This window comes from Methylobacterium sp. C25 (assembly GCF_021352225.1).
Lineage (GTDB): Bacteria > Pseudomonadota > Alphaproteobacteria > Rhizobiales > Beijerinckiaceae > Methylobacterium.
On record NZ_JAAUVI010000013.1, the window covers coordinates 97,698 to 111,617 of the forward strand.

The following is a 13,920-nucleotide window of genomic DNA, read 5'->3' on the forward strand; positions in this document are numbered from 1 at the left end:
AAAGGGCGGCTCCGCCGACTGACGGAGATGCGAAAGGGGCCCGGCTCGCGCCGGACCCCTCGAAACGCCGTCCCGATCGGGGGCGGATCAGTTGAAGGTGTAGCTTGCGCCTCCCATGATGCCGGCCGCACCCTTCTGGTTGTTCGGCGAGAAGCCGGCCGAGACGTTCAGGCGCCACTTGCCGTCTTCCGAGGTCCCGCCCAGGCCGATCGCGAGGCCCGCCGAGCCGTGATAGCCGCTGGCGCCGATGCCCAGCGAGATCTTGCCCGGCCGGTCGTCGAAGCGGATGCCTGCGGTCGCCAGGGCGATCGAGGTGCCCGCATAGGCGGCCATCTTGGCGGAGCGGAACTGGTATTCCGTGATCTGCGCCAGATTGTTGTACTGGGCATTCAGCGCGCTCTGGAGCTGGCCGACGTTCACCGCATCGTTGGCCGCGACACCCGCCGCGACGTTCGAGATCGTCACCGGCGCTGCGGCGTTGCCGCCGAGCAGGGCCAGCGTGTTGGACCGCGTGCCGTCCGCGTTCGTCGAGTACTGGACGGAGTTGGCCGAGGCCGCGTTGAGCTGTCCGACATTCACCGCATCGGTGAGGGCGACGCCCGCAGCGACATTGTGGATGGTGACCGGGCCGGAGCCCGTCGGGTTCAGCGTGACCGACTGGTAGTTCGTGTCACCGGTGGCGGTGGTGTCGTATTGCAGGCTGCGGGCGGACAGTGCCGTGAGCTGGCCCATATTGGCGGCGTCGGTCGCGTTCACGCCCGCCGCCACGTTGGTGATGCGCCGCTCGTTGCCGGCAGAGCCCACCGAGACCACGTTGGCGAGGCCGCCATCCGTTGAGCCCGCACCGAGCGCCACCGAGTTGGTGCCGCTGGAGGTCGCGCCGTTGCCGAGGGCCAGGGAGCGGGTCCCCGAGGCGACCGCCCCGAAGCCGCCGACCGAGGAGTCGGCACCCGTGGCGGCCGGGATGGCCGCACCCGAGGTGTTGTCGGAGACGAAGGCGCCTCCCTTGCTGCCGACGATGCTCGCGACCGCCTGGTTGGTAGCATAGAGCTGGCTGCCGTTCACCGCGTCGGTGGAGGTCGCTGTGAGCGTGCCCGCGCCGACGCCGCTGACCGTCACCGGGGCGAGCGTGCCGCCCTTGGTCAGGTCGATGGCGTTGGTGGGATTGCCGGCCGCGTCCGGGGTGTACTGGACACCCAGGGCGTTCCCGGCGGCGATGGCAGAGCCGACGTCATTGTAGGCCTTGCCTCCGACCGTGTAGGTCGGACCGGTGATCGCGCCGGTGGTGGCGTTGTAGGTCGCGCCGCCGCCGAGGCTGGTGGCGATCGATCCGCCGAGGTTCTGCGTCGCACCGGTAAGCTGAGCGACGTTGACGGCATCCGTGCCGGCGACGCCCGCCGCCACGTTGGAGATGGTGCGCTCCGCGCCGACATCGCCGACCGAGACCGTTCCCACCGAGTTCTGTGGCGCCGCAAGGCCGAAGGCGGTGTAGTTGGCCCGTGCGCCGGTGGAGGCGACCGAACCCTGGCCCAGCGCCACGTTGGAGCCGGTCAGGCCCGCCGTGATGCTGGCGCCGCTGCCGACGACCGTCGAGTTGGCGACGCCATTGTCGACCGCGGAGTTGCCGATCGAGGTGGAGCCGGCACCCGAGGCAACCGCCCCGAAGCCACCTGCCGAGGCGTTGGCACCGCTGGCGGAGGCCTGAGCCTTGCCGCCGGTGTTGTCGGCCACGAAGGCGCCGAGCTTGCCGCTGGAGATGCCGTTGTCGAGCGCGGTCAGCGCCGATCCGACATCGTTGTAGGAGCCCGTAGCGAGCTTGTAGGTCGGTGCGGAGATCGAACCGTCCGCATTGACCTTGGAGCCGCCGCCGAGGGCCGTCGAGACCGACTGTGCCGTTCCGTAGAGCTGCGAGCCATTCACCGCATCGGTGGAGGCCGCTCCCACTGCGCCGGCGGCGAGGTTCGTCAGGTTCTGGGCAGCGCCCGGCGTGGTTCCGGAGCCGCCGGCCGCGATGAGAGCGACCTGGTTCGGCGAGGCCGTGCGCTGGACGATGCCTCCGCTGGCCGCCGTTGCGCTGACCGCGCTGGCGACATCGGTGTAGGTCGTGCCGTTGACGGTGAAGCCGCCGGTGACCTTGCCCGTGGTCGCATCGTAGGTCGAGCCGCCGCCGAGGGTGGTCGCCACCGATCCGCCGAGGTTCGATGCGGCGCCGGAGAGCTGGGCGACGTTGACGGCATCGGTGTCGGCCTTGCCGGCAGCGAGGTTGGAGAGGGTGCGCTCCGCGCCCGCCGAGCCGACCGAGACCGTTCCCACCGCGTTCTGCAGCGGGGCGAGGCCGAAGGCCACGTAGTTGGCCTGGGCACCGGTCGAGGCGACCGAGCCCTGACCCAGCGCCACGTTGGAGCCGGTCAGGCCCGCGGTGATGCTGGCGCCGGAGCCGAGGGCGGTGGAGTTGGCGACGCCGTTGTCGACGGCCGAGTTGCCGATGGCCGTCGAGCCGTTGCCCGCGGCGACGGCTCCGAAGCCACCGGCCGAGGCGTTCTGACCGGACGCTGCGGCGGCAGCCTTGCCGCCGGTGTTGTCGGCGACGAAGGCGCCGACCTTGCCGTTGTCGATGGCCGCGAGGGCCGCTCCGACATCATTGTAGGTGCCGTTGGCGAGGTTATAGCTCGGTGCCGCGATGGTGCCGTCGGCGTTGACCGTCGAGCCACCGCCGAGGGCCGTGGAGACCGACTGCGCCGTTCCGAAGAGCTGGCTGCCGTTGACGGCCTGCGTGGAGGCACCGTTCACCACGCCCGCGGCGACATTGCCGAGCGTCACCGGCGTTCCGGCCACGGCGCCGACGAGGCCGACGGTGTTGGACGGTGTGGCCGGGGTCGGGGTGCCCGCTGCGTTGGTGTACTGCACCGGCAGCTGGCCGAGGGTGACGGCGCCCGTGGCGGTGGTGGCGTTGGCGAGCCCGGTCATCGAGACAGGAGCGAGCGTGCCGCCCTTGGTCAGGTCGATAGCGTTAGTGGGGTTGCCGAGGCCGTCCGTGGTGTATTGCACCGCTGCCTTGTTGCCAGCAGCCAGTGCGTCGCCGACATTGCCATAAGTGTTGCCGGCCACGGTGTAGCTCGGTGCGGAGACGGTCCCGTCGGCATTCACCTTGGAGCCGCCGCCGAGATTGGTCGCCACGGACTGAGCGGTCCCGAAGAGCTGCGAGCCGTTCACCGCGTCGGTCGAGGCGGCGTTGACCGCCCCATTGGCGACGTTGATGAGGTTCTGGGCCGCGCCCGGCGCCGCGCCGGTCGCATTCGGCGCAGTGATCGCAACCTGGTTGGCAGCTCCGGTGCGCTGGATGACGCCGCCATTCGCTGCCGTGTCGCTGATGGCGCTCGCCACATTGGCATAGGTCGTGGTGCCGACAGTGAAGCCGCCCGTCAGCTTGCCGGTGGTGGCGTCGTAGGTGGAGCCGCCGCCGATGGTGGACGCCACCGATCCGCCGAGGTTGGACGCGGCGCCCGTGAGCTGGGCGACGTTGACGGCGTCGGTGCCGGCCTTGCCCGCCGCGACGTTGGCGACGATGCGCTCGTTGCCGACCGATCCGACCGAGACGGTGCCCACCGCGTTCTGAGCCGGGGTCAGGCCGAAGGCGGTGTAGTTGGCCTGGGCGCCGGTGGTGACTACCGATCCCTGACCCAGCGCCACGTTGGAGCCGGTCAGACCCGCGGTGACGGTGGCGCCGCTGCCGAGGACGGTGGAGTTGGCGACGCCGTTGTCGACAGCCGAGTTGCCGATCACGGTCGAGGCATTGCCCGCGGCGATGGCACCGAAGCCACCGGCCGAGGCATTTTGACCGGACGCTGCGGCCGCTGCCTTGCCGCCGGTGTTGTCAGCGACGAAGGCGCCGATCTTGCCGTTGGCGATACCATTGTCGAGGGCGGTGAGGGCCGACCCGACATTGTTGAAGGAGCCTCCGGCGACATTATAGGTCGGGGCGGCGACGCTGCCATCGGGATTCACCGTCGAAGTGCCGCCGAGCGCCGTGGCGACCGAGTTGGCGGTGCCGAAGAGCTGGCTTCCGTTGACCCCCTGCTTCGAAGCGGCGGTAACCGCTCCGTTGGCGACGTTGGTGAGGACCTGGGCGGCGCCCGGGGCTGCGCCAGTGCCACCCACCGCGACTAGCGCGAGCTGGTTTGCCGTGCCGGTGCGCTGCACCGTTCCGGCCGCGCCGTTGGTGATGTTGGTGATGTTGTTGGTGTTGGTGGTGACCTGCTGGTTGGTGGCGTTGAGCTGCGAGCCGTTCACGGCGTCGGTCGAGGTGGTCGAGAGGCGACCCGCGGCGACGTTGGTGATGGTCCGCTCGGCACCGGCCGAGCCCACGGAGACCGTTCCTGCCGGAACCGTTCCGGCGAAGGCGTAGGTCGTGCCGCCGATGGTGGCGTTCGGCGTCGCGACGGCAGCACCGGCAACGGTGGAGCCCTGTCCGAGGGCGACGTTGGAGCCGGTGGATCCGGCCGCGACGCTGGCGCCGTTGCCGAGGACGGTGGAGTTGGCAGTGCCGTTGTCGGTGGCGTTGTTGCCGATGGCCGTGGAGGCAGCTGCCGTGGCCGACGAACCGTAGCCGCCAGCCGTGGCACCGGCGCCGGAGGCGACGGGGTTTGCTGCGCCGACCGGGCGGTTCGAGGCGAACGGACCGTTGCCGATCGCGGTGTTCAACTGGCCGACATTGACGGCGTCGGTATTGGCCGTGCCGGCCGCCAGGTTGTGCATCGTGACCGGGCCGGCAGCCGCGCCGACCAGGACGATGTCGTTGCTGCGGGTCTGCGGCGCGGGTGTGCCGGCGGCGTTTGAGTACTGTACCGGCGACAGCGTCTGCAGATTGGTAATGGCCGCGCCGACATTGGTCGCGGTGGTGCCGAAGGTGTTGTAGGCCGGCGCGGTCAGCCCACCTCCAGCAGTGTAGGTCGAGCCGCCGCCGAGATCGGTAGCGACGGCATTGCCGAGAGCCGTCGTCTGGGCGACCACGGCCGTGACGTTGGCGTTGGTGGTGTTGAGCTGGGAGCCGTTCACCGCATCCTTCGAAGCGGCGGTGACCGCTCCGTTGGCGACGTTGGTGAGGACCTGGGCAGCGCCCGGGGCCGCGCTGGTGCCACCCACCGCGACCAGCGCGAGCTGGTCCGCCGTGCCGGTGCGCTGCACCGTTCCGACCGTGCCGTTGGTGATGTTGGTGATGTTGGTGGTGTTGGTGGCGATGTTCGTGGCGTTGGTGGTGACCTGCTGGTTGGTGGCGTTGAGCTGCGAGCCGTTCACCGCGTCGGTCGAGGTGGTCGAGAGGCGACCCGCGGCGACATTAGTGATGGTCCGCTCGGCACCGGCCGAGCCCACGGAGACCGTGCCGGCCGGAGCCGTTCCGGCGAAGGCGTAGGTCGTGCCGCCGATGGTGGCGTTGGCCGTGCCAAGAGCGGTGCCCGCAACCTTAGAACCCTGGCCGAGCGCGACGTTGGAGCCGGTCGATCCAGCAGCAACGGTGGCGCCATTGCCGATGACGGTGGAGTTGGCGATGCCGTTGTCGACGGCCGAGTTGCCGACCACGGTGGAGGCTGCGCCGGTTGCAGTGGAGCCGAAGCCGCCCGCAGAGGCATTCAGACCCGTCGCAGAAGCTGCGGCTTTGCCGGCGGCGTTGTTCGATACAAAGGCACCGGTAGCGGTGCCGATGCTGGTATCGAGCGCTGCGATCGCGTCGCCGACCTTGTTATAGGTGGTGCCGCGGACGGTGTAGCTCGGAGCCGTATAGGCGCCTGTCGTGGGATCGAACGTCGAGCCGAGTGTGGTGGCCACATTGTTGGCGACTGAGCTCAGCTGACGCAGGTTGACCGCGTCGGTGGCTTGCGTACCGCCCGCGACGTTGGTGATCTGACGCTCGCCGCCTGCCGCGCCGACCGAGACCGCGCCGTTCGTCGACGTGACGATGGACTGCGAGAACACCTCGTTGGTGAGGCCGCCGAGGCCAGCGCGGGTGGCCGTCGAGTTCGACCCGAGCGCGACCGAGTTGCCCGCCGTTGCCGAGGCGTTCGGGCCGATTGCAACGTCGTCGGTCACCGCGCCGCCGGAGACGCCTGCGACGCTATTCTTGCCGATTGCGATGGAGTCCACGCCATAGGCGCTGGCAACGAAGCCCTGGGCGATGCTGTAGTCGGCATTGGCAAGCGACTGACGGCCGATTGCGATCGCGCGGGTTCCGCCGGCCGTGTTGTTGACGCCGAGTGCCACGGCGCTGCCGCCCGAAGCCGTGTTGTTGACGCCGATGGCCGAGGCATATCCGCCGCTGGCCAAGTTGTCGGCACCGATCGCCGTGGAGAAGAAGCCGTTCGTGCTGCCGGCATTGTTGTTGTAGCCGAGTGCGACGCCACCGCCGGTGTTGATCACTGAGTTCTCGCCAATGGCCACCGAAGACGGTGTCATGGTCAGCGTGCCGGCCGCCGCGTTGACGATTTGCTGGTTCGGGTTTCCCGCGGTGCGGAAGTCGATCACGCCCTGAGCCGTTGCAGACCCGACGGCCTTGGTTCCGGTTCCGATCGCGACCGCGTTGGCGAAGGTGCTGCTGGCGCCGTTGCCGAGGGCAATCGTACCGTCGAGCGTGGCCTTCGAGTTGTTGCCGATCGCGACGGCACCGGTGCCGGTCGCGGTGTTGGTGTTGCCGAGACCGACGGCGCCGGTTCCGGTCGCCGTGTTGTCCGCACCCATCGCAAGGGCGCCGGTGCCGGTGGCGGTGTTCGGATCGCCGATGGCGACCGCGCCGTCGCCATTCGCTGTGTTGCCGACGCCGATCGAGACGGCCTTGCCGCCGGTGGCCAGCGCGCTGGCTCCGAGCGCCACGGCGCCGGTCGAGGTCGCTTTGGCGGCGACGCCCATCGCGATGGCGTTCGCGGCGCCGACCGAGGTCGACGCGTTGTTGCCGATGGCGATGGAGGTCACGTCATTCGCCGTTGCGGCGAGGTTGTTGATGCCGCCGAGGCCGGTGATGACACCGCCGCCGAAGCTGATGCCGACGTTGTTGTTCAACGCGAACCCGCTGGAGGACGAAACACCGCAGCTGCTCGGAGTAGTCAGGGCGGTACCATTGGCATTGAGGAGCCCCAAGCCAATGTTGCGGCCGCTCAGCACGTTGATGATATTGCTGTCGATGACGCCGGTGACGGGAGAAAGAAGTCCCGAAAGAAGGCCAGTCGTGGGTGTCAGCGACGGAAGAGTGACGCTCAGGCCGGTGCAGATGTCAGCGAAGTTGGCAAGCTTCGGGATGGTTTGGGCCTGCGCGTTGGTTGCTCCGGAAAGCCCAGCAGCGATCATGACGCCGGCCGTCCCGGCAGGAACGGTTAGCTTGCGGGCCAGCGAACGCCATGACGGAAGCTTGAACGAGGTGTCGGCACCGGTATCGCGGCGAACCTGGCGCAGTTGCCTGCGGCGCGCTGCACGGTTGGTACGGCCGACGGTGCCATCAGTCAGGTCGCGGTGGCGGATACGGACGAGCTTGGTGATCTGCTGTACGAAATGGTCGCCGAGCTTGATCGTCACACCGAAGAGGCGGTGGCGGATCGAGGCATGACTGATGTCGGCTGCGTCCACGCTGGGTAAGGCCCCCCGTGCCGGGACGACGTCTGCGCTCTTCGGCAGGTTGATGACGTGCGTGGACATGGCAAAGTAATCCCCCGAGCCCAGTCACCTGTGCGACTTAAGCTTGATTGAAGTGATCTCGTTGTGACGAATGTTCGGAGCGCCAACGCTAGACGGGCGGCGTCGCTCTACGCAGGAAACTCTGCACTCGGAGCCCGATGTGCGGCCCGATAAGAGATGTTCGACCGGGGGGCGAGAACTGGATTTTCTGAAAAAAAGTATGGTTAATCGACGTTAACCGAGAATATTCCCGTCCATCGCCGCTGTGATTTGCTCAAGCTCGATGATTGACTGTCTCTGGGTTGCAACAAACTCGTTGCATGAGAGACACTGCGAAGGGGATCCGCGCGGCCGCTGATACAATCAAGACGAGTGTGTTCGGATGCGCGGCCCTGTAATCGGGTGCACCATCGAGGGTGTTTCGACCGTTCGTTGCGGAAACGGGCCGAATCACTCGGCACTTTTTGCCGACGAACAGCCGCGCCCTGAGCGCATCTTACGAATAGCCGAGCGGCCGGCGGCGGTACCGAGGATCGATATGGGACAGATGCTAGCCAGTCAGTCGAGTCGCCCGGAATCGAGCAGCCCAAGTGTGGTTTGCACATGGGTCGAGCCAAGTATTCGCCGCGTGTGGTTCCCTCGCGCGAACGGTTCGGCTCGTCTGTGTTCGTGAGCCGCTGGCTCTATCCGTTCGAGAAGGCCTGAGCACGCGCCGAGAAGGCTGCACCAACAAGAGTCGGTGCAGCCTCGGATCGCTCATCTCACTCTGCAGGCTAGGCCGCTTCGCGTTCTGGCACGAAGCGACGCCGAGCATTGGCCCAGAAGCCACGCTCGCGGGCGGCTTCGGTCTCGGCGGCCTTGGCCGCATAGAACGAGGCGTTGTGCTCGCCGCGCAGGGCCTCGCGGGTGAAGCGGATTAGGTGATGGGCAACGAAGCCCATGTTGAACACCGCCTCGATCTGTCCGCGCTTCAGGGCGTAGCCGGCCGCGTTCCAGAACGGCTTGCGGTAATCGGAGAACAACCCGACCCGCGTGATGATGTTGAAACCGAGGATCAGACCGCGCCTCAGGTTCGTAAAGGTGACCTTACCGGCGGCCGGCGTCTTGATCCGGTGCGGATAGGTGGTCTCGCACTGGTGCTTGAAGCGCTCGAAAATCTTGTCGGGTTCGTAGGCGTGGGCGATGGCCCGGCGCCAGCTCGCGACGACCGTGTCGTGCGGCCGTTTGAACAGCACGTTGGATTCGAGGCTCGCGTCGTGGACGAGGCGCCCTTCCCGCTCGAGCCGATCCCACAGCGGGGTCTTGGGCAGCGCCTGGAGCAGGTTGATCGTCAGCACCGGGATCGCCGAGCGGTCGATGAAGTCGATCAGGTTCTGTTCTGACTTGTCGGTGTCCGAGTCCAGGCCGAGGATGATGCCCGAGGTCACTTCGAGCCCATAGGAGTTCAGGGTCTCGATCGCCTCGTACATCGGCACGGCGGCGTTGTGGGTCTTGTCGATGCCCTTGAGTGCTTCGGCCTCCGGCGTCTCGATGCCGACGAACACCGTCATGAAGTTGGCCTGGCGCATCAGCTCGAGGATCTCGGGCTGCTTGGCCATGTTCAGCGTCGCCTCGCAGGCGAACTGGAGCGGGTAGTTGTTCTTCTTCTGCCACTCGACGAGCACCGGCAGCATGTCCCGCGTCGCCTTGCGGTTGCCGATGAAGTTGTCGTCGACGAAGTAGACCACGGCCGGGTGGCCCGGCTGCGCGACGATGGCGTCGAGCTCGGCGCAAAGCTGCTCCGGCGTCTTCAGGCGAGGCTGTCGTCCATAGAGCTGCGGGATGTCGCAGAACTCGCAGCGGTAGGGGCAACCTGACGAGAACTGGAGCGAGCCGATCAGGTAGCGCTTCAACGGCACCGCATCGTAGGCGGGCGCCGGGAAGTCCGACAGGCCAAGGCGATCCTTGGTCTCGAGCACAACCTGCGCGGTCGGGCGCGCGCAGCTTTCGTCGAGGATCTCGATCAGGCGGTCTGTGGCATCGCCGATCTCGCCGCAATGCAGGTAATCGAAGTCTGGATACTTTTCCGGAGCGCCGGAGACCGAGGGGCCGCCCAGCACGGCCACCTTGCCGGCGGCGTGGGCTCGGCGGCAGATGTCGTGGATCTGGCCTTCCTGAATGTGCATGCCCGAGACGAAGACGGCGTCCGCCCAGCCGAATTCCTCAGGCGTGGCAGCCCTGATGTTCTCGTCGATGAAACGATACTCCCAGGCCTCGGGCATGTAGGCCGAGATGACGAGGAGTCCCTGGGGCGGCATGAACGCCTTTACCCCGCCCATCAGGGGATAGGCGTGTGAGAAGGTGCCGAAGGACGGCGTGTAGGCCGGGAAGACGCAGAGGATGCGTCGCTTCGATGAAACGGTCAGGGTGCATTTCATGCACCCATATTTAGCACAGCCTTGGGTGTTGGCTGCCCCTCGCCGAAGGGATTTTGCGCTCTTGCGGCGCAAGGTCGCCGTTCGGCCGAGAAATGGGCGCTTCGTGCTCAAACGAAAACGCCCGGCCTCGCGAAAGGCCGGGCGTGATCGATGCTTCGGTGATCGAACGATCAGGCGGTGAGCACGCTCGACGGCTCGACCTTCACACCCGGGCCCATCGTCGAGGTGACGGCGACGCGCTGGATGTAGGTGCCCTTGGAGCCCGAGGGCTTGGCCTTGGACACGGCATCGGCGAAGGCCTTGATGTTCTCGACGAGCTTCTGCGCGTCGAAGGACACCTTGCCGATACCGGCATGGACGATACCGGCCTTTTCGACGCGGAACTCCACCGCGCCGCCCTTGGCGGCGGCGACGGCGCCCTTCACGTCCATGGTGACGGTGCCGACCTTCGGGTTTGGCATCAGGCCGCGCGGGCCGAGCACCTTACCGAGACGGCCGACGAGCGGCATCAGGTCCGGGGTCGCGATGCAGCGATCGAACTCGATCTTGCCGCCCTGGACGATCTCCAAGAGGTCCTCGGCGCCAACGATGTCGGCACCGGCGGCCTTGGCGTCATCGGCCTTGGCGCCGCGAGCGAACACCGCCACGCGAACCGTACGGCCGGAGCCGTTCGGCAGGTTGCAGACGCCACGGACCATCTGGTCGGCGTGGCGCGGATCGACGCCGAGATTCATCGAGATCTCGACCGTCTCGTCGAACTTGGCGTTCGCCTTCGACTTCACGAGCTTGATGGCCTCGTCGATCGTGTAGAGCTTGGTCGGCTCGATGCCCTCGCGGGCGGCGCGGATGCGCTTTCCTTCAGCCATATCGCCCTCCCTTACGCGACGACTTCGAGGCCCATGGCCCGGGCAGAGCCACGGATCATGGCAACGGCGGACTCGACGGAGTCGCAGTTGAGGTCGGGCATCTTCTTCTCGGCGATCTCACGAAGCTGAGCCTCGGTGATCTTGCCGACGGTAGCACCCTTGCCGGGGGTCTTCGAGCCGGAGGCCGGCTTCTTGCCGAGCTTCAGGCCGACGGCCTTCTTCAGGAAGAAGGTGACCGGGGGCTGCTTCATCTCGAAGGTGAAGGAGCGATCCTGATACGCGGTGATGATCACCGGGATCGGGGTGCCCTTCTCCATCTGCTGGGTCTTCGCGTTGAAGGCCTTGCAGAATTCCATGATGTTGAGGCCGCGCTGACCAAGCGCGGGACCGATCGGCGGCGACGGATTGGCGGCGCCGGCCGGGACCTGAAGCTTCACGTAGCCCGTGATCTTCTTCGCCATGGGACTGCTCCCAAATGTAGCCCGCCGCCGGGCTGCCTAGGGCACCGACGGAGCGGACGGTTGCAGGTCGCGGTGCGATCCGAAGCTCCCGGCGGCGAACCGGGCGGATCTCCCGCGGATGATGGGCTGGCGCGGGGCGCCGGCCCTACGATCAGGCCTTCTCGACCTGTCCGTATTCGAGTTCCACCGGGGTAGCGCGTCCGAAGATCGACACGGCCACCTTGAGGCGGGAGCGGGCATCGTCGATTTCCTCGACGGTGCCGTTGAAGCTGGCGAAGGGGCCGTCGGCCACGCGCACGGTCTCGCCGATCTCGAAGGACACCGAGTGCTTAGGACGGTCGACGCCCTCCTGCACCTGGCCCTTGATGCGCTCGGCCTCCGCGTCCGGAATCGGAACGGGCTTCGACTTGTCGGCACCGAGGAAGCCGGTGACCTTCGGGGTGTTCTTGATGAGGTGGTAGACCTCGTCGGTCAGGTCGCACTTCACGAGCACGTAGCCCGGGAAGAACTTGCGCTCGGCGTCGACTTTGCGGCCGCGGCGCACCTCGGTGACCTTCTCGGTCGGCACCATGACCTCGTCGAACAGGTCCGTGAGTCCGCGCTGGGCCGCCTGATCCTTGATGGACTGGGCGACCTTGTTCTCGAAGTTCGAGTAGGCGTGGACGATGTACCAGCGCTTCGACACGGTCGCGTTCAACTCCTCAAACAATCGTCGGCGCGGATGACGCGCCCGAAAAATCTCAGCCGGCAATCCCGAGGATCAGTCCGACGGCCCAGCGGAGGACCTGGTCGACGACCGTGAAGAAGATGCTCGCGATGACCACCATCACGAACACCATGATGGTGGTCACCGTGGTCTCCTTGCGGGTCGGCCACGTGACCTTGCGGCCCTCGTCACGGACTTGGCCGAAGAATTCCAGCGGTCCGACGCGCTTGGCGGCCGGACGCGGCGCCGGCGCGGAACGCGCCGTCGTCGGGGCTGCCGGGCCACGGGCGGCGCCCCGTGCGGGGTCCGCTTTCTTCGTCGCTTCGTTCGATGCCATGACCACGTAAACCGGAAATTCCGAGAGACGGCGGAGCGAGGGGTGAGGCCCAAGCCCTAACCGCGATAGCGCAGACGACGATCTCGGAGTGCGCTCGCTCTAGCGCAAGTACCCCGGCTTGTCGACCATGAACGAAAGAGGTGAAAATGCGCCGAACTGGCAGGAGTGGAGGGACTCGAACCCGCAACCTCCGGTTTTGGAGACCGGCGCTCTGACCAGTTGAGCTACACTCCTACGGCGCCTCGGCGCGGCGACGTCAATGCCGCAAGGGCGATCCGGATGCAAGAGGCAGCCGGCGGGGTTCCTGCCACTGTGGCACGGTTTCACTCGTAGGCGGACCGCTCTTCGGACGACAGCGGCCGGACGCCTTCGGGCGAAGCGAGGAAAAGCTCGCGGCTGCGCGGATATGGGCCACGTCCAAACTCGCTCTTCGCCTCGGCGTAGAGGTCGCGCCTGCCGCCGTAGTCCGGTGTCCAGCCGATCAGGAAATCGCGGCGCGGAACCATCATGACGAGGCTCGGTCCGAGATCCTTGCGGATGCGGCCGAGGAAATCCGGAAGCAGGAGGCGCGCGCCGTCATAGGAATCCCCGCTCGAGACGGTGACGAAGCCGCCACCGCGCCCGGTTCGGACTTTTGGCTCGATCGTACGGGAGGCCTCTTCGAGATTGCTGATCGCCGTGCTCTCGACGGTCGACGCCGTAACGCTCCAGCGATCGAATTCCTTGGTCGTCAGCGTGCCGTAGGAATCCGGCTCGTCGAGTGCATAGACGATCACCAGCTCGTCCGAGAGCTTGCGGTGGACGACGTCGAGGCCCTTGGCGAGATAGTCCGTCGGAACGATCTGGATGCGCAGGCGCGATCGGGCCTGCTCGAAGGTGTGGTCTTGTGCGCCGTTGGGCGCAGCCTTCTTCCGGCGCTGCGCATCCACCACGCCGAGGAATTTTGTGATCTCGGCCCTGCGGCGCCCGGGCTCCATGCCGTCGACGACCGTATGGAGATTGCCGACATAGATCCGAAACGCATCCACCTTGAAGGTGGCGGGGTCTGCCGGATCGAGGATGACGGGCCAGTCTGGATACTCGTCGCGAACGATCGCGACGACCTCGTCGCGAAACCGGCCGGTTTTCAACTCGTCGCCCTTCGAGCAGGCGCTCAGTAGAACCGCACTGCCCATGGCGAGCACCAGTCGCCGATCGGGCCGGTCACGGCCATCGCTCAGCATGCCTGCCATTCGAGACGTCCCCGCTGCCGGATGGATGATCAACAAAAAAGCCGGCACCCATGGTGGTGGGTGCCGGCGATCTCGATGGTCGACTATCTTCGATGATGGCCCGGCATCGCAGCCGGGATCATCTTATTCCTGGATGCTTGCGACGACGCCTGCACCGACGGTGCGGCCACCTTCGCGGATGGCGAAGCGCAGCTTCTCTTCCATGGCGATCGGCACGATGAGTGCGACGTCCATGGTCACACTGT

7 protein-coding genes, 1 tRNA gene and 1 pseudogene are annotated in these 13,920 nt (G+C 66.9%); all 9 read right to left on the minus strand.

All coding sequences use genetic code 11. The features are described 5' to 3' along the window. Window positions 1-87 precede the first annotated feature (87 nt). Window positions 88-7,677: a hypothetical protein gene (locus HCU64_RS25335; RefSeq protein ID WP_267922575.1), complete on the minus strand. Its 7,590-nt coding sequence runs from the start codon at window positions 7,675-7,677 to the stop codon at window positions 88-90. Window positions 7,678-8,429: 752 nt separating this feature from the next. Further along, a complete protein-coding gene (locus HCU64_RS22170; RefSeq protein WP_233386452.1) occupies window positions 8,430-10,073 on the minus strand; it encodes a B12-binding domain-containing radical SAM protein in 1,644 nt (547 codons plus the stop codon). A gap of 170 nt (window positions 10,074-10,243) precedes the next feature. Next, a complete protein-coding gene (rplA, locus tag HCU64_RS22175) occupies window positions 10,244-10,939 on the minus strand; it encodes a 50S ribosomal protein L1 (protein ID WP_233386454.1) in 696 nt (231 codons plus the stop codon). Window positions 10,940-10,950: 11 nt separating this feature from the next. After that, window positions 10,951-11,400, minus strand: coding sequence for a 50S ribosomal protein L11 (rplK, locus tag HCU64_RS22180; RefSeq protein ID WP_147049028.1), 450 nt, complete (start codon window positions 11,398-11,400; stop codon window positions 10,951-10,953). 151 nt (window positions 11,401-11,551) lie between these two features. Then, on the minus strand, window positions 11,552-12,085 hold the full coding sequence (gene nusG, locus HCU64_RS22185) for a transcription termination/antitermination protein NusG (protein ID WP_147049029.1): 534 nt from the start codon (window positions 12,083-12,085) through the stop codon (window positions 11,552-11,554). A 55-nt stretch (window positions 12,086-12,140) separates the two neighbouring features. Next, window positions 12,141-12,443: a preprotein translocase subunit SecE gene (gene secE, locus HCU64_RS22190; RefSeq protein WP_233386456.1), complete on the minus strand. Its 303-nt coding sequence runs from the start codon at window positions 12,441-12,443 to the stop codon at window positions 12,141-12,143. Window positions 12,444-12,600: 157 nt separating this feature from the next. Then, window positions 12,601-12,677: transfer RNA gene (locus HCU64_RS22195), tRNA-Trp, on the minus strand. Window positions 12,678-12,766: 89 nt separating this feature from the next. Beyond that, window positions 12,767-13,675: a DUF1444 family protein gene (locus HCU64_RS22200; protein ID WP_233386457.1), complete on the minus strand. Its 909-nt coding sequence runs from the start codon at window positions 13,673-13,675 to the stop codon at window positions 12,767-12,769. Between the two features lie 123 nt (window positions 13,676-13,798). After that, window positions 13,799-13,920, minus strand: a pseudogene (gene tuf, locus HCU64_RS22205) (elongation factor Tu); the annotation flags it as partial.